Here is a 17,237-nt window from a genome sequence, read left to right as displayed (position 1 = left end):
ATGAGCACCGATCCGGTGGCGGCCCCCAGCCGCCACACCCACGCGGGCACCACCGGTGCCCACGCCGCGGCCGGAGTCGACTACGACACCGTCGCCGACGACTACATGCTCCGCCGTCAGCTTCGCCGCGGCACCGCAGGACCGGTCCTGCTGATCGGACTCGGCGTCGGCTACGTCGTCGCCGGTGACTACGCCGGCTGGAACTTCGGAATCGGCCACGCCGGCTGGGGCGGCATGCTCATCGCGGTCGGACTGATGGGCCTGATGTACACCGCAATGTGCCTGGCCCTGGCCGAGATGGCCTCGATCATCCCCACCGCCGGCGGCGGCTATGGCTTCGCCCGTCGCGCGATGGGACCGTGGGGCGGCTTCCTGACCGGCACCGCCGTGCTCCTCGAATTCGTCCTCGCCCCGGCCGCGGTGGTCACGTTCATCAGCGCCTATGTCGACAGCCTCTTCGGGATCAGCGGACCCCTGGTGTATGCAGTGTTCTACATCGCCTTCATCGGTCTGCACTTGTACGGCGTCTCACAGGTACTCAAGCTGATGTTCGGCATCGCCATCGTCGCCGTGATCGGATTGCTGGCCTTCTCGATCGGGATGATCCCGCATTTCGATGTCAGCAACCTCATCGACATCGCCCCCACCAATGCTGTCGGCGCCAACAGCTTCCTGCCGTTCGGCATCGTCGGAGTCTGGGCCGCCCTGCCCTACGCGATGTGGTTCTTCCTCGCGGTCGAAGGCGTCCCCCTCGCCTCCGAGGAAGCCCGCAACCCGGTGCGCGACATCCCCAAGGGACTGATCGGTGGTGTGTTGGTGCTGCTCACCCTCGCCGCGCTGCTGCTGACCCTCGGACCCGGCGGATCGAGCGCATCGACCCTGCAGGACTCCGACAACCCGTTGATCGACGCCATGGAGGCCGCCAACGGCGGCACCACCTGGCTGAGCCAGTTCGTCAACGTCATCGGCCTGGTGGGTCTGGTGTCGAGCTTCTTCACCATCACCTATGCCTACTCGCGGCAGACGTTCGCGCTCTCGCGGGCCGGCTACCTGCCCAAGGTGCTGTCGCTGACCAACGGGCGCAGGACCCCGTTCCTGGCGCTGATCGTCCCCGGAGTGATCGGATTCATTTTGTCTCTCACCAGTTCCGGGGACCTGCTCATCCTGATCTCGGTGTTCGGGGCCACGGTCTCGTACATCCTGATGATGATCTCGCACATCGTCCTGCGGATCCGGGAACCGCACCTGCACCGCCCCTACCGCACCCCCGGTGGGATGCTCACCTCCGGTATCGCCCTGGTCCTGGCCGTCGCCGCCCTGGCAGCGGGATTCATGGTCGACCCCTCGGTGGTGTTGTACGCGGCCGCCGCGTACGCGGTGATGATCGCGTACTTCGCCTTCTACAGCCGACACCACATCGTTGCGAAGGCACCCGAAGAAGAATTCGCCGCCCTCAAGGAGGCAGAATCCGAACTCGACAGCAGATGACCGTGACCGGTTCGGTCCGCGCCAATCATGGTGCGGACCGGCCACACACTTCCGGCAAACCCGCCGCACTGCACCAGCGCCGAAAACCTGTGCGCCCCCTTTCCGTACCCAGCTCAGGGTGCGTCCTTGCCGGGAACCACGAGTGAGCCCAAGGAGAACTCATGGCCGCCTCCGCCGCCGCCACCGTTTGGCGGCCCACCCTGCCGGACAATCCCGTGCGGGCGGCCGCCGCCGGGAAGGTCGCTGCCCTCCTGGTTCTGGCCTGCGTCGCAGCACACATTCCGGTGCTGCTCACCCACCTACCCCACTTTCCCGGCACCAGCCTGCTGATGCTCGCCCTCTCCTGCGCCTGCCTGGCCTGCGTCGGGCATCTGTGGACCAAGCCGACCATCCGCGACTGGGCCACCACGGGGGCATTGGCAGCCGGGATGCTCGTCTTACACGCGATGCTGATGGTCTCGATGATGAACACCCTCAACGGTGCGGCGAACACCGCGACCCTCGGACACCGTCACCGCTTGGCCTCCCACACCATTGACGCCGCCACTGCGGCGAGCGGTCCGCTCGAGTCGCTGTTCTATGGTGCGAGCGCACTCGCACTTATCCAGGTTCTTCTGGCGGTCGTGATAGTCCTGCCCACAATGCTTCGGAGCCGAAGCCAGCGCACCGCCGCCTGACGGCTCGTGATGCCTGATGGCTCGTGATCTCGGAGAGTGTTCCGCGCTTTTCGGAGGTAGGGAAGCGGCGCAACCTCTAATTCACCCTCGGGCAGCAGCCGTGCGTTGTCGGCGTCGTTGCGGGGGAATTCTCGAGTGGCGCGTGTGCGGCGCTAATCGATGTGGGGCCGACCGGGGCCGGTCGCGGTGCCGATAAACCGGTGTGGGGCCACCCTCTTCCGCTGCCCGTCGCTGCGATGAGCCCGACTGAGTTGCAACCAAGCCCATTACAAGTAAGAAGTACCCATCAGTCGGCGTTACCGCTTTCAATTCGGGTCACGAGGTCGCGGTGCTCGTCGCGGACCTTTCGCGAGACGGCTATGAATGCTTGGACCAGTGGAGTTGGTTGTCCGCGCCATCCGACGCATAGCGTCGATCCCGGCACTTGACCCAGCGTTCGGTACACCAGCGACGCCCGATGTGCGAATCGGTCCATGCTGGGCACAGACACCGACAAAGTGAGACCCGCCGCTACGTTGTCCAGCTCTTCATCCATCGTTGCGGTTTCCCTGCTGATGCGGGGCAGATTGTCATCGTCGACCCCGAGATCACGCAGTGTCCAAAACGCGCGCCAACGTGCGTCGTCGGTACGCGGTGCTGAAATTACCTGATCCTGCAAATCAGACAACAGCACCACCTTCTGCGCTGCAAGAGGGTGCGAGCTCGTCATCCCAATCGCAAGCGGTTCAGTGAACAAAACTTCAGAGTCCAGGTCGGCCAGATCGATCGGTAGCCGCAAGAACGCCACATCCGTCTCTCCGGACCGCAGACCACAGGAGGGATCTGTGAGGTCGTAGCTTTCGATCCGAGGGCTGACGGACGGGTGACGAGTTCTGAACTCCGAAATAATCAACGGTGTCAGCTCCAGTGCTGACGCGGCAAAGAACCCGATGCGCAGAACACCGGACATTTTGGAATGCGCTCGGTGCGCGTCTGCCACGCCCGCGTCCAGAACTGCCAACGCCTCACGCGCTGAACGGAGAAAGGCGTTGCCAGCGTCGGTCAGTTCGACTGCTCTCGTTGTCCTTTTAAGCAGCGGTACGCCTACATCGTGTTCGAGTTCAGTGATGCTGCGACTCAAACCCTGCTGCGAAACGTACAGACTCTCTGCTGCACGGGTGAAGTGAAGGGTCTCTGCAACTGCCACGAAATGCCGTAGACGACGCGTATGAACGTCCATCGAACTCGCTCTCGGTATCTAAACTGCAACGCCAACCATCATGGCCCCCGGGTCTCCGATTCACAACAGATCAGCGTGAATAGAGTCAAAAATTCTGTTTCCCTCACCTCAGTTTCGTGCGGCACACTCGCAGTTGGATGTGACGCGCGTCTCTGAGGTCCGCCGATTCGACCGAAAGGAGCGAGTATGCAGCGAACGCTTCTGACGCTGGCACGCTCCTTGGTGAACTCCGCTGCGGGGCGATCACGTCGACGGCCACAAGTCCAAAGCCGTGAGGTCACAATCACCAGCAGACTGCAAACGAGCGGTGCGTCGACAACCGAGGCAATCGATACCCTAATCGGTCGTATTTCCAGGCTGACATGGCGGCCGATCTGCTGGTCCGCGACCCGTCATCAATCGTTGTCCACCCGACAGGACGCTCCGCGGAATCAACGCAGCAAGACCGCTCACAGCGAGCACAACCTAGCAAGAAGATCTACTTTCATCATCTCGCACTAGACCGATCGGCGAGATCGACCACCCACGTCAGGTAGGCAGGCATGTCTCAAAAATCGTCCTCGACATCCTCTGGTTCAGTCGTCAGTACTGAGACCGGCACCGCCAAGGTCCCCATGGGTAAAGGCATCGGCGTCCGAGGTGTCGTATTTTTGGTAGCTGCCGGTGCTGCCCCGCTGGCGGCCGCAGTAGCGGTGTTTCCAGTTGTGGTCAGTGCCAGCAAAAGTCCCGTGTCCCCCCTGTTCTTCGTTGTGGCAGCGTTGGCTTTGGCTGTATTCGCCGTCGGCTTCACTCGAATGGCCCATGAAGTCACAGACGCCGGCGCCTTTTACGACTTCATTCGCGTCGGCCTGGGTCACGTCTGTGGACGTGGGGCAGCCACACTGGCGCTGGTGTCGTATGCGATGCTGTTCGTCGCGCTCGTCGGATATTTGGGCGCTTCCACTGCAAGTGCCGTTGAGTACTTCACCGGTACCGTGATTCCGTGGTGGGCGTGGAGCACGGTGTCGCTCTTCATTACTGGGGTGTTGGCTTACCGCGACATCGCATTGAGCACCAAGGTTCTCGGCGTTTCGTTGGTGCTCGAACTTGCGATCATGCTGGTGCTCGATTTCGTCATGGTGTTTCGTGGTGGGCCCCAGGGAACCACCCCATCGGCCCTGAACCCACTTCGCTTCACCGAAGGCACGCCATCGCTCGGCCTGATGTTCGCCTTCTTCGGGTTCGTGGGCTTCGAGGCCACTGTGATTTTCCGGAGCGAGGCGCGTAATCCACATCGAACAATTCCCCGAGCGACATACGTGTCCATCACCGCCATCGGATTGTTCTATGCATTCAGTCTTTTTGCCGTCGCAGTAGGTACCGGCCCCAACAGTCTCGTCGCGAAAGCAACCGAGAACCCTCAGACCCTGGTCACCGAACTGGCATGGACGTTCCTAGGCGTCTTCGGACAGGATGCCGTTCAGATACTTGTTCTTGTAAGCCTCTTCGGTTGCTTTCTGACCTTCCACAACGTGCTCGCCCGGTTCACCTTCAACTTCGGCGCGGCGGGTCTGCTTCCCTCGGCATTGGGTCGGGCCCATCCCCTTCATCACGCACCGTCGCGGGCATCGCTGGCAGTCACCGCATACTGCCTCCTCGCCATCGCAGGATCCGTCATTCTGGGATTGGATCCAGTGCTCGATCTGTACACGTGGTTCTCCGGCGCAGCCACTCTGGGAATCATCGTGTTGATGGCTTTGACCTCGTTGGCGGTCATCGTGTTCTTCCGCGGACACGAACGAGGATCCTGGCTGACGACGTTCATTGCGCCGACTGTCTCGCTGGTGGCGTTCGGGGCACTGGTATTTTTGGTAGTGAAGAATCTTCCGCTGCTGGTCGGCGGTTACGGCGTAGCCGTGGCTCTGATCGCGGTGCTGGCCATCGCATTGGCGGGTGGAGCAGCAAGCAGCTTGGTCAGCAGGTCGTCGGCGAGAAATCTTTAGTGCCCTGTCTCGGGATTCTCGACTTGCCAGAGCCCCAAACGCCGCGCAGAGATCCGGGCACTCGACGTCAACCCCGTCCTTACTCTGCAGATTCATAAGACAGTCTTGATGTCCGAGTTGCAGACGGCTAATGCCGTCCGCCCACAAGATTGTCGCAAAACCACACAACCTCACCAGGCCTCGACGATCCGCCGATCTTGCGGCAAGCAATCGGGTCGCAGCGTCTCAAACCCACGCCAACCGACGCGCCAAAGTGCGCATGCGACACAGATCGATCGAGTCGTTCCCAACCGTCCCAACTCGCGGTGCTAGGAGACGACTATTCCCCACGCGCTGTGCACCGGAGGGAAATCGGCCTCGTTACTTCGATATCGACTTCGCGACCGAGGCCACTCTCACCAAACGGTGGGGGTCACGACAGCGCCCCCGCACTAGACGTCCAGTTGAAATGTGCGAGAACTGCCCCACGGACATCCGATCAAACAATCCACAACAGAAGTGCGTAAATCTGAATGGACTCGTTGTTTCTCTCGTCGGTAAAACTTCGGCAGAATCAGAGGCGACAACAGATGTGATGTGGACCTCTCGAAGGGACTCGCGGCCGGGGAACCACACAGCAACCTCTGAGACTCTCCTCGCACACTCGCCCTTGCATGCCATCTTCCACTCGCCGCTCAGTGAGTGGCGGCGTTCTACAGAAAGAGAAACACCATGGCCGGCCAGCTAGAGAACAGAAGTGTCGTCATCACGGGGGTCGCCGATCCTCAGGGCATCGGCTTCGGGAGCGCCCGGGTGCTGGCGCAGAAAGGTGCATTGCTCACTCTGGTGGACATTTCCGAGCAGGTCCACGAGCGACGAGATGATCTCGCGCGGGAAGGGTTCGACGTCCGATCCCACACCGTGGATCTGACGAATCATTCGGATGTCGTCGACCTGATCGACCACGTAGTCAAAGGCGCCGGTGTCATCGACGGCCTGGTGAATCTCGCAGGAATCGCAGCGCGCGCAAAGAAGGGTGACGATGTCGATTTCGAGGTACCGATCCTTGCCACGACTTCGATCGAATCATGGGAGCGCACTCTCGCCATTAACCTCACCACTCAATTCAATTGTGTGCGAGCGGTGTTACCGCACATGATTGAACAGCGGTACGGCCGCATCGTCAACTTCTCCTCTGTGACCGGGCCGGTCGGCGCGATCGCTGGGTTGGGCGCCTACGCGGCAGCCAAAGCAGGTGTTGTCGGTCTCACCAAGTCCATCGCACTGGAGAACGGCCAGTTCGGAATCACAGCGAACGCGATCGCGCCCGGATACGTCAACACTGCAGCGTTGACTCCCGGAATGCATATCGGTGGCGAAAACACACCACTCAAGCGAAGCGGTGAACCCCGTGAAATTGGTGCTCTCGTTGGCTTTCTCGCATCGGAAGAGTCTTCGTACGTAACGGGTCAACTCATCACCATCGATGGCGGAAACATGATTCAGGAATACAAGGGCCCGGGTGAACTGGTTCTCTAATTGGCCGACCGGCACCAACCCACTCCATGCGATCGAGCAACTACCGTTCCCACCGCTTGTCGATTCGCACCGTAGCAGTCGATTGCGGCCTGCCCCCGCCGGATAGGAGATAGACGTGCGAGAGATCTCCACACAGGATGGCGACGCGACACCGCCCACACTAGGACTGATCGTCAATCCCGTGGCAGGGATGGGCGGCGCCGTGGGTCTTAAAGGCACCGACGGAGCCGACATACTTCGCGAAGCGCAATCGCGTGGCGCCCGGCCTACCTCGCAGGCTCGAGCCAGCCTCGCGCTGACTCAGCTCGCTGCTACCACAGCTTCTTTCCGGCTCCTCACCGGTCCTGCCGAGATGGGCGAACGTTGTGCGCGCGCAGCAGGTCTTAGGCCGGAAGCGGTGTACGAATTGGCAGCTCATTGCTCAACCGCTGCCGATACTCGAGCGACCGCAGCCATCATGGCCGCTCGACCGGTTGACCTGATTCTGTTCGTCGGCGGCGATGGCACTGCGCGAGACATATTTTCGTCAGTAGGGGATCGTGTCCCCATGGTCGGAGTGCCCGCCGGTGTGAAGATGCACTCGGCACTGTTCGGCACGAACCCAGCGAACGCCGGCCGTCTAGCTGGTCTGTACTTGTCCCGAAATCCCATGGCCAGGTTACGCGAGGCAGAGATCATGGATCTCGACGAGGCAGCGATCCGCAACGACAAGATGTCCGCGCGCCTCTACGGCTACGCGCGCAGCCCTTTCGAGCGTCATCTCGTCCAGAACGCAAAGTCCGGCTCGCGGCCGGGGAGCGAACAAGATCTGGACGCCGCCGCTCACCAGTTGGCGAAAGGGATGCGGCCCGACTGCCTATACATCCTTGGCCCGGGAACGACTACACAACGCATAGCCAGCGCTTTGAATCTGCACTCGACCCTGTTGGGCGTCGATGCCGTTCTCGACGGCAAAATGGTCGGAACCGACGTCGATGAAAGCACTCTACTTCGACTGATGAGTGGTCGAGAGACTCGAATCGTCGTCGGCGTTCTCGGTGGCCAAGGCAGCCTCTTCGGGCGCGGAAACCAGCAAATCAGCCCAAGAGTAATTCGCGAAGCTGGGCTCGATCACATTATGGTTTTCTCATCAATCGAGAAGCTGATTGCGCTCGGCAATACGCCACTCCGAGTCGATACCGGCGATCTCGAATTGGACGAGAGGCTTACCGGTTATATCCATGTTCAAACGGGCAATGATCACAGTGTGATTCATAAAGTCGCCTCATGAATAAACATCAACCATAAAAGGCATAAGAAGGCATCCATGAGTAACAGCACAGCGCATCCGTACATGGCAAATTCAGTGCCCGCGCTTCAGCAGGAGATGCTCGACGCAATAGGCGTCCCCACCATCGCCGAACTCTTCCAGCAAATTCCCACCGACCACCGCACTACTCGGAAATTCGATCTGCCGCCGACCCTCGGCGAAGCCGAACTCCGACGGCATCTCGTGAACACCCTCGCGAAGAACCGCACGTGCGAGCAGAACTTGAACTTCCTCGGAGCCGGCCTGTGGCAACACCATGTCCCCGCAGCCTGCGACGAAGTGGTTCGCCGAAACGAATGGCTCACCTCAGTCTTTGGCGAGCCCAGCTCGGATCACGGCCGGAATCAGGCATGGTTTGAGTTCTGCAGCCAGCTGGGCGAGCTGCTGAAACTCGATCTGGTGGGACTGCCCGTCCGAAGTTGGGGGTCCGCCGCGGGCCACGCCCTACGAATGGCTGCCCGCATTACACAACGCGCGGAGGTCGCGGTTGTCCGCGCCATCGATCCCGAGCGGTTGTCCGTGATCCGCAACTATTGTGAGCCAACAGAGATGGAGAGCCACATTGCAGTCCGGCTGATCGACTATGACCCCGCCAGCGGGCTGATCGACCTGGACGATCTTCGGGCAGCGGTAGGTGAGCACACAGCTGCGGTGTACTTCGAAACGCCATCGTATCTTGGCGTCATTGAGCATCAGGGGGCCGAGATCGCGGCCATTGCGCGTGCCGTAGGTGCGGAAACCATCGTCGGTGTCGATCCCATTTCCCTCGGCGTTCTTTCATCGCCAGTGGATTTCGGCGCGGACATCGTTGTCGGAACGACCCAGCCGCTTGGCATCCATATGCACACCGGCGGGGGAGTCGGTGGTTTCATCGCCTCACGCGACGAGGATCGCTACGCTCATCAGTATCCCACCTTGTTCATCAGTATTGCCGAAACGATCAAGCCTGGGGAATACGGATTCGGTCTCGGTCTTTTCGAGCAATCATCTTACGGTTTGCGAGACAAGGGAAATGACTGGACCGGACATTCGGTGTACATGTGGGCCATCGCGGCAACCACATACATGGCGTTGATGGGGCCTCAAGGGTTCGAGGACGTCGGGGGGTTGATCCTGCAGCGCGCGCACTATGCGGCACAGTTGTTATCGGAGATCGATGGGGTCCGAGTTGCCTTTCCATCGGGTTTCTTCAAAGAGTTCGTCATCAACTTCGACAACACAGGTAAGACCGTCGAAGAGATCAACGATGCATTATTGAATATCGGGATCTTCGGCGGGAAAGACCTGACGAGGGATTTCCCTGAGTTAGGTGCCAGTGCGCTCTATTGTGTCACCGAGATCCATACAAAAGCTGATATTGACCGCCTGGTGGGCGCTCTCAGAGAGGTGACTGCAAATGAGCACTAGGGTAAACGAAATCCAGGCCCCGGTTTGGAACGAACCGATCATCATGGAGATGGGCTACCCAGGCCGTCGAGGTGCAGTGTTCTCTCACGCCGAAGACGGCATCGAAGCACGGGTTGGCGCAGCGGTCGACCTGATCCCCACCGCCGTGCGCCGAGGCGACCGTCCCGCGTTGCCCGAGATGTCTGAGCCTGAGGTACTGTACCACTACCTGCGCTTGTCACAACAAACGCTGGGAATGATGGGTGTCAGTCTTTTCGGAACCTGCACGATGAAATACAATCCGCAGGTCAACGAAGCACTTGCGTGGCGGCCGGAAGTCACCGAAGTACATCCGCTGCAGCACGAGGACACACTGCAGGGAACCCTGGAAATTGTGCACGGGATGGATCTCATTCTGCGTGAGCTTTCCGGAATGGACCAGTTCGTGTTTCAAGCTGGTGGAGGGGCGGAAGCTGCTTTCGTCAACGCCTCGGTGACCCGCGCCTATCATGCCTCCCGCGGTGAGCTGGAACAACGAAACGAAGTCATCACGACTATTCAAACTCACCCTTGCAACGCCGCGACAGCCGCCGCCGCGGGGTTCAAGGTGATTACGTTGATGCTCGACGAGAACGGCTACCCATCCCTCGACGCGCTCAAGGCTGCCGTGTCGAATCGCACCGCGGCTTTGATGGTCGGTAATCCCGATGACATGGGCGTCTACAACCCCGAGATGAAGGAGTGGGTGGAGATAGTCCACGAAGCGGGCGGCCTCTGCTTCTACGACAGCGCCAACTTCAATGGAACGATGTCGAAGATCAGACCCCGTGAAATCGGCTTTGATGCATGTATGTTCATGCTTCACAAAACCTTCGGCGCACCTAAGAGCGGCGTCGGAGGACCCGCTACTGGCGCCTACGGGTGTTCGGCTGAGCTCGCCCCGTTCTTACCCGCTCCGCTTGTCACCTTCGACGGTGAGCGTTACCACCTCGATCACGACCGCCCCGACAGTGTCGGAAAAATACGCGAATTCTGGGGCAACGTGCCTGTAATCCTCAAAGCGTACGCATGGGTGCGAGCAATGGGCGCTGAGGGTATCGCCCAGGCGTCCGACATTTCTGTATTGGGAAACAATTACATGGAAAAAGGGCTACTTGCAATCCGAGGCGTCACTCGGTCGCACCCAGAGAGTACAAGCCCCCGCCTCGAGATGACGCGTTACAGCATGCAGATCCTCAAGGAAGACACCGGCGTCGACGTGCACGATGTGCAGAACCGTATGACTGACTTCGGGATCGACGCGATGTGGACCAGCCATGAACCGTGGCTAATTCCTGAGCCTTTCACACCAGAGGCCGGCGAAATGTACGGCAAAGAGTCCCTGGATCAATGGATCGCGGTACTCGCCCAGATTTCGGATGAAGCGTATTCGAATCCCGATATTGTGAAGTCCGCGCCACACAACCAGGCAATTCATCGATTGAAGCCCGGTGTGACCGATGACCCCAGTACTCGCGCTATGACCTGGCGCGCTTTCCAACGATCGCGCGCGCAGAGCCGTTCGTAAGCTCGTAGTTGACGGCTATCGAACATACTAAGTAGCGAGTCTGCAGTAACGCTGGATGACACATCATGGATTGCGTAGGTACCGACACTCGCAAGGTTGCCAGCATTTTGTTGGGGCAAGTCCAACATATTCCTTGTCCGAGGTGGATTCAAGAAATCGGTGCGCTTTGTCGAAGAATCTGACGCGCGGACAGCCCCACGCGTCAGGGCACGGGTGAGACGCCACGCATGGACATTCAGAAACCTTGGGAGCGTGCACACGGGCGCTGACCCAGCGAACAGCGATCGACTGAACATGCTGACTCGCAACGACATGACCAAACCGTTTCAAGTAGAAGGGAGCCTTCGTGACAGGACTGGACACACCGATGACGCCTTTGAAATTCCTTGAGCGCTCGGCTGAAGTACATCCGAACAAGACCGCGGTCGTAGACGGGGGGCGGCGCATATCGTATTCCGACCTCGCATCCATAGTCACACGTCTTGCGCACGGTCTTCGCCGGTCAGGAGTCGGACCCGGTGACCGAGTTGCCTATCTGGCAACCAACTCGGCTGAGCTATTGGCGGCCCACTATGCGGTCCCACTTATCGGCGCGGTACTGGTCGCAATCAACACGCGATTGTCGCCACCAGAAATCGAGTACATATGTAACCACTCTGAGGCTGTTCTTCTCCTCGGCGAACCCGTCTTCCTCGAACAGTTGCAGGATACGTCGCTGCTGACAGTTCGGGAGACCGTACAACTACCGCAGCAGGACGGTGGCTACGTGGACACCGCGCAGTCACACCTCACCTATGACGCACTCATGGCACGCGGGTCGGAAGAGCGTTTGCCCTGGGAGGTCGACGACGAGACCCGAACCATCTCGATCAACTACACGTCGGGCACCACCGGTCGCCCGAAGGGGGTGATGTACACCCATCGTGGCGCGTACCTCAACTCTCTCAGCCAGATTCACCATCAGCACTTCGACATCGACACTAAATACCTGTGGACACTGCCGATGTTCCACTGCAACGGCTGGTGCGGCCCCTGGGCAGTCACTGCCGCATCCGGAACTCACGTATGCATCCGTGTGGTTCGCGGTGACGCGATGTGGTCACTCATCGACAGCGAAAAGATCGACCATATGAGTGGTGCACCGACGGTTCTCACGACGCTCGCCACTGCCGATGGAGCGCATCCGCTCGACCGCAGCATGACCATCACCACAGCAGGAGCTCCACCCAGCCCAACCACCATCCGGGCGGTCAGAGCACTCGGAGCCGAAATCGTGCATGTGTACGGCCTCACCGAGACGTACGGCCCATGTGCAGTATGCGAACCTCAGGCAGACTGGGCCGCGCTCGATGAGGACACACTGGCGAGGCTGCTGGCGCGTCAAGGAGTGGGAATGCTCGCCTCCGGCCCAGTGCGGGTAGTCCGCACTCAACGCGGTCCGCATGGCGAACTCGTCGACGTAGCCAGCAACGGCACCGAGATCGGCGAGATCGTCATGCGCGGAAATATAGTCATGAAGGGGTACTTCGGCGACGATTCGGCAACCGCGGAGGCCTTCTCCGGGGGCTGGTTCCATTCCGGCGACCTGGGAGTCATGCACCCAGATGGCTACATACAGCTCATGGACCGCGCCAAAGACATCGTCATATCCGGCGGCGAGAACATCTCGACAATCGAGGTCGAGCAAGTTCTCATGTCCCACCCATCGGTGTTGGACGTCGCGGTGATCGGCGTTCCGGACACGAAATGGGGAGAACGACCCAAAGCGTTCGTGGTTCTGAAGACGAATTCCACCGTCTCCGACTGCGACCTGACGCAGTTCGCGCGAGAGCACATTGCGGCGTTCAAGGCGCCACGAGAAATCGTGTTCCTACCCGAGCTACCGAAGACCTCGACCGGTAAGACTCGCAAGAACGAGTTACGCGACCGCGAATGGCATGGAGAGCGCGAGCGGATCCGAGGCTGATCGCTTCTGCGCAAGCGCCATGGCCACCCAGACGACTGCAGATCGATGGTTTCGTGGACCAACCGGGTCAGGCTCCACTCAGCCGATGACTCAAATCATCACTTCAATTCGAAAGGACGCGGACATGACAGAAGATGCAGTCCGGCGGGTACTCGCCGCGATCGAGGACTCGCGTCAACGAATTATCGACGACGTGAAACGTCTGGTCGAGGTGCCCAGCGTGAATCCGAACTACCCTGGCGTCCGGTCCGAGGACTACCTCGGTCAGGAATCCGAGGCGAACCTCTTGCTCCGCGACCGATTCGGCTATCTCTTCGACAGCTCCCAACTCGTCAAGAGCCAAGAAAAACGCGAGAACCTCGCTGGTGTCGTGAAGGGCGGTGGCACAGGTCGGTCGCTGTTGCTCAACGGCCACATCGATGTCGTACCGGCGGGGAATCTCGATACATGGACAGGTGACCCCTTCGTCGCGAGCGAAGTGTCCGGCCGAATACATGGCCGAGGGGCAAGCGACATGAAGAGCGGGATGGTCGCTGCCTTCAGTGCGATCGAAGCGATCCGAACGTCAGGTATCGAGCTAGCCGGCGACCTGGTCGTTCATTCCGTGGCAGGTGAAGAACTGGGCGAGCATGAAGTCGGGACAGGTTGCATGCTACAGCACGGATACATTGCGGACGCGGCGATAGTCGTCGAGCCATCCGCTAGTTTCGATTCCCCGCTGACGATCAACCCAACTGCTGCGAGCTTGTTGTGGGGTCGAGTTCGAGTCGAGGGACTCGCCGGGCATCCAGGGCTTCGCCGCGAGCTGGTACGGGCCGGCGGGGCCGGTGCACGTGCGGGCGTGAACGCGATTGACAAAGGCTACTTGGTTCTGCAAGCGCTGTACCGGATCGAAGAGCAATGGGGGCTGAGCAAGCAACGCCCACTGTTCAAGTCGGGACATTTCGTCGTCATGCCCGGAACGATTCACGGACGTGGGAAGGACATCGACATTCCATTTGTCTTTGCTGAGTACTGTGAGATCGAGTTCATCGTTTGGTATCCACCGGAGGACGACTCCGACGAAGTGAAGCTCGAGATCGAGAGTTTCGTCAATCGGTCGGTCGCCTTGGACCCTTGGTTGGCGGAGCACCCACCCACCTACGAGTGGCTGGTCGAGTTTCCGGGCTTCAACACCCCAGATGATCACGAAATCGTCCGCGCTCTCGGTAACGCTCACGAACAGGGGACCGGCAGCACAGCCATAGTCGAGGCATTCCCCGCCGCCTGTGACGCGACTTGGATTGCGCGAACAGATATTCCGGTTGTGAATTATGGGCCGGGCCATCTGGCAAACGCCCACAAGCCGAACGAATACTGTGACGTAGACGAAATCATCTCCGCAACCAAGAGTTTGGCGCTCACTGCACTCGATTGGTGTGGCGTGAAGTGACGTTGCAGGCATCCTCGTCGAGCTGAACAAGACGAGGGAGAACGAGTCGACGAACTTCATCAGGTGGTTCTTGACGAGGAGGGCTGCGGTCGCCGCACCTGGCTTCATGCTCCTGTCGCCACTGATCCGAGGGACGGGGTCGCCGGGTGTGGTGGCACTGGTAACCCCCTGAGCAACAACCGACCAGCCCAGTCAAGGCTCGCATGGCGGCATTCACCTTCAACATCGACGGGCTTTTGTTTTGAGTTCTGCCGCGGGTCAAGCCGTGGTGGTGATGGTGATCTCGGCTCCGCCGTCGAGGTCAGGTAGGAGATAGTGCGGGCAGGTGACAAGCTGCCGTGGCGGGGGTATCGGCTGCAGGTCGGTGTCGAGGTAGGGCCGCTACGCGAGTTGCCTGCGTCCGTGGGTGCCGGTGTTCGGGTCGACGGCGCCGATGAAGTATCCGTGCGCGGCGCCGTTGGTGGAGAATGTCGCCCGCGCCCACTCGGCGTGCTCGGTGGGTGGCAGATACTTCTTGCCCGAAGGTCGCCGCGTCGAGGGTGTGGACGATGACCGTGACAACGACGTCGGCCGTCGCGGGGAACCAGGGTTCGGCGGCGACGCCGAACAGGGTGATGGAGGTCTGGATCCGCATTTCGATGTCCGTTTCGGTCCGGGCCGCCGCCGCAAGGGTCTGAGGAGCCGCTGAGACGTCATCGTCGGTGGCCAGGGACGGCAGCACGGCGTCGGTGCTGAGCTTGCCGGGGCGGGCGGACATGGGGCGAACAGTACGGGCGGCAGACACCCGGCCGGCAGGACGACCGGTGATTCGCCCGGCCAAGGACTGGTTCGCAGGGTGGGGGATCTGACCTGCGGTGACGGCATGTCCCCGAAGTGCAGTGTTCGCCCACAAACGCCGTGCTGCCTGAGTTCTTCTCGGCCTGGTAGGGCTCCGTCAGGGTTGCCGCTCCGGCGGATCGAGTCGTGGTCGTTGCGGACTCCGCTCACCTGAGAACGGCCGAGTTACTCGGTTGGTCCGACGTGCTCAGGCGCAGTCGCGGCAGATTTGTTGCTCGGAATCGGCGAGTCGACTGCGGTGGTGGACCAGGAAGCGACTGGTACAGGTGAATTCGTCCGCCTGCTTCAGGATGACGCGACGGTGAGTTCTTCGCCGGACAGGTCGGCGCCGGGTAGTTCGAAGTATTCGGCGGTGTCGGTGTCTTCGACGTCGACGGTGGGGACTGGCTGTCCTTCCGGCTGGCGGTGAGCAGTTCGGAGAGGTGTCGGTCTCGTCGGATTCGGTAACTCGCGGTGTGCCGCAGTCGGTGGCCATGATCGGCTTTTCCTCGTGCTCTGGATGTTCGAAACCCGCCAGACTAGAGGGTTCGGTTGCCTCTAACGTTCCCGGGACCGCCGTGGGCAGTGACGACAACCTCGTGGGGCGGTGGGGATCGTGAGGACCGACTCGGTTGCGAGTCTGTTTCCTGTTGTCATTACTGGTACGGGTTTTGGGGCATGCCGGGAGGGGAGGACCTGTCGGCCACGACCCGGATCTGTTGGCCACGACCCACATCGGTCGTGGTCGACCTGCCAAGATCGGCGCCCGACCCGTCGCCTGAATCTGCTGAAGCCTGACTGGTATGTCACCACGCCTCGTATGCACTGCTTCACGGACCGCGCACTGTGTGCCCCACCTGTGCACGCGACATCCACCTGACATGGCCGCATCTCGACGGTCTGTACGTACCTTCCCCCACGACCGGTCGTCCGAACGTCGTCCTGTGGAACCCCGCCGCCGACTCGTTCCCCGCCGACCTCGAGTTCACTCGACCACTCGATCACTGCGCGTGCGGCCGATCATCCGCACCGCCGCACGCATTATCGGATACGCATCGACGGTCTAAATCTGTCCCGGCCCGCACCGATCGGATTCGACTGGATCGCCTGGATCGCCGTCGCCGCGGTTGGTGCGGATCGGCGCCAACCCGAGCGCATACCGCACAGCGCCGACCGTCGAGCAGGCTCTCGACGCCGCCTGAAGCCTGGTTGGGTCAACCGTCCGCGGTCGTGCCGGTAGCCGACGGACACCTCGCTGCGCTACGAACCCGGTGAACACGCACTGGCACGGGCGGAAACCCGCTCAACGACGCCCACCGTGCCGCCCTCGCCCTCGCCCTCGAGCAGCGGGCCACGGTCGTCACCGTTGGGCAACGATGTCGCCGGTTTCGGTGCGTGGGCGGCAGCCGGAAGCCTAGAGTCCTAATGCTTCCCGCAGCCTGGCCTGCGCTCATCGCCCCCGGCCGCTCCTGCTGCGGGTAGGAGTCGAGCAGCCGGATCAGGTCGTCGCGGCGGGTGGGGTCGGCGGCGCACTCGCGCGGGGTGTGACCGCCGAGGGCGGGGATCGCCTCGTCGAGCCACTGCTGCTCGTATCCGCGGATGTGCTCGTCGAGCGCCGCCGCGATCTCGGGCTCGGTGGGGTCGACGGGTTGGCTTGGGCGAAAACTGTTTTCCTGCGCCTGAGCGATCAGCTCGGCTGCCGGCGTCCGGGTCTGCTCGCGCAGTCTCGCCCCGGGATCGGCGGCGGCCACGGTGTCGACCAGCGACTCGAAGCGTGGCTCGTTCATCGCCTCGACCTCGAGCACCCAGGGTTCGGTGCCGGGGGCAAGGTTCAGCACGCCGAGCACGCTGCCGTGCTCGGTCCAGGTCCACCGGTC

General features: G+C 61.0%; 11 protein-coding genes and 2 pseudogenes. 9 read left to right on the top strand and 4 right to left on the bottom strand.

What is annotated here, in order from left to right; translation table 11 throughout:
* A complete protein-coding gene (eat, locus tag RHA1_RS37805; protein WP_007296132.1) occupies nt 1–1,488 on the top strand; it encodes an ethanolamine permease in 1,488 nt (495 codons plus the stop codon).
* Between the two features lie 161 nt (nt 1,489–1,649).
* The gene (locus tag RHA1_RS37800; protein WP_007296133.1) at nt 1,650–2,165 is read left to right on the top strand and encodes a hypothetical protein; all 516 of its coding nucleotides are present in this window, start codon (nt 1,650–1,652) and stop codon (nt 2,163–2,165) included.
* Nucleotides 2,166–2,451: 286 nt separating this feature from the next.
* On the opposite strand, the gene RHA1_RS37795 is transcribed toward RHA1_RS37800, so the two are convergent.
* A complete protein-coding gene (locus tag RHA1_RS37795; RefSeq protein ID WP_011599278.1) occupies nt 2,452–3,384 on the bottom strand; it encodes a LysR substrate-binding domain-containing protein in 933 nt (310 codons plus the stop codon).
* 614 nt (nt 3,385–3,998) lie between these two features.
* Between RHA1_RS37795 and RHA1_RS37790 the strand changes: the two genes are divergently transcribed.
* The 7 genes from RHA1_RS37790 (at nt 3,999) to RHA1_RS37760 (ending at nt 14,544) form a co-directional block, all read left to right on the top strand.
* Nucleotides 3,999–5,366 carry an APC family permease gene (locus RHA1_RS37790; protein ID WP_167540987.1) on the top strand — a complete coding sequence of 456 codons (1,368 nt, stop codon included), beginning with the start codon at nt 3,999–4,001 and terminating at the stop codon, nt 5,364–5,366.
* 681 nt (nt 5,367–6,047) lie between these two features.
* Entirely contained in the window at nt 6,048–6,884 is an 837-nt protein-coding gene (locus tag RHA1_RS37785; RefSeq protein WP_237720359.1) for an SDR family NAD(P)-dependent oxidoreductase, read from the top strand.
* A 115-nt stretch (nt 6,885–6,999) separates the two neighbouring features.
* Nucleotides 7,000–8,154: an ATP-NAD kinase family protein gene (locus RHA1_RS37780; protein ID WP_011599274.1), complete on the top strand. Its 1,155-nt coding sequence runs from the start codon at nt 7,000–7,002 to the stop codon at nt 8,152–8,154.
* A 36-nt stretch (nt 8,155–8,190) separates the two neighbouring features.
* The gene (gene gcvPA, locus RHA1_RS37775) at nt 8,191–9,600 is read left to right on the top strand and encodes an aminomethyl-transferring glycine dehydrogenase subunit GcvPA (RefSeq protein ID WP_007296138.1); all 1,410 of its coding nucleotides are present in this window, start codon (nt 8,191–8,193) and stop codon (nt 9,598–9,600) included.
* On the top strand, nt 9,590–11,146 hold the full coding sequence (gcvPB, locus tag RHA1_RS37770; RefSeq protein WP_007296139.1) for an aminomethyl-transferring glycine dehydrogenase subunit GcvPB: 1,557 nt from the start codon (nt 9,590–9,592) through the stop codon (nt 11,144–11,146). Before gcvPA ends, gcvPB begins: the two co-directional genes overlap by 11 nt.
* A gap of 367 nt (nt 11,147–11,513) precedes the next feature.
* Nucleotides 11,514–13,112, top strand: coding sequence for an AMP-binding protein (locus RHA1_RS37765; protein WP_011599273.1), 1,599 nt, complete (start codon nt 11,514–11,516; stop codon nt 13,110–13,112).
* Between the two features lie 85 nt (nt 13,113–13,197).
* On the top strand, nt 13,198–14,544 hold the full coding sequence (locus RHA1_RS37760; RefSeq protein WP_237720360.1) for an ArgE/DapE family deacylase: 1,347 nt from the start codon (nt 13,198–13,200) through the stop codon (nt 14,542–14,544).
* Between the two features lie 258 nt (nt 14,545–14,802).
* Here the strand turns inward: RHA1_RS37760 and RHA1_RS47255 are convergent.
* From RHA1_RS47255 to RHA1_RS37750, 3 genes and pseudogenes are all read right to left on the bottom strand, one after another.
* A pseudogene (locus RHA1_RS47255) lies at nt 14,803–15,301 on the bottom strand (N-formylglutamate amidohydrolase).
* Between the two features lie 267 nt (nt 15,302–15,568).
* Nucleotides 15,569–15,856, bottom strand: a pseudogene (locus RHA1_RS53760) (DUF4193 domain-containing protein).
* Between the two features lie 718 nt (nt 15,857–16,574).
* Entirely contained in the window at nt 16,575–17,198 is a 624-nt protein-coding gene (locus RHA1_RS37750) for a hypothetical protein (RefSeq protein ID WP_148228468.1), read from the bottom strand.
* Nucleotides 17,199–17,237: the final 39 nt, after the last annotated feature.

Source organism: Rhodococcus jostii RHA1, from assembly GCF_000014565.1.
Taxonomy (GTDB): Bacteria; Actinomycetota; Actinomycetes; order Mycobacteriales; family Mycobacteriaceae; genus Rhodococcus_F; species Rhodococcus_F jostii_A.
The sequence above is the reverse complement of the archived record's forward strand: the minus strand, read 5'-3'. Positions and strand labels throughout refer to the sequence as shown.

Excerpts from the sequence above, each read along its gene's own strand:
- eat (WP_007296132.1), top strand. The coding sequence starts at position 1 with ATGAGCACCGATCCGGTGGCGGCCCCCAGCCGCCACACCCACGCGGGC.
- RHA1_RS37800 (WP_007296133.1), top strand. The coding sequence starts at position 1,650 with ATGGCCGCCTCCGCCGCCGCCACCGTTTGGCGGCCCACCCTGCCGGAC.
- RHA1_RS37795 (WP_011599278.1), bottom strand. The coding sequence starts at position 3,384 with ATGGACGTTCATACGCGTCGTCTACGGCATTTCGTGGCAGTTGCAGAG.
- RHA1_RS37790 (WP_167540987.1), top strand. The coding sequence starts at position 3,999 with ATGGGTAAAGGCATCGGCGTCCGAGGTGTCGTATTTTTGGTAGCTGCC.
- gcvPA (WP_007296138.1), top strand. The coding sequence starts at position 8,191 with ATGAGTAACAGCACAGCGCATCCGTACATGGCAAATTCAGTGCCCGCG.
- gcvPB (WP_007296139.1), top strand. The coding sequence starts at position 9,590 with ATGAGCACTAGGGTAAACGAAATCCAGGCCCCGGTTTGGAACGAACCG.
- RHA1_RS37765 (WP_011599273.1), top strand. The coding sequence starts at position 11,514 with ATGACGCCTTTGAAATTCCTTGAGCGCTCGGCTGAAGTACATCCGAAC.
- RHA1_RS37760 (WP_237720360.1), top strand. The coding sequence starts at position 13,198 with ATGACTCAAATCATCACTTCAATTCGAAAGGACGCGGACATGACAGAA.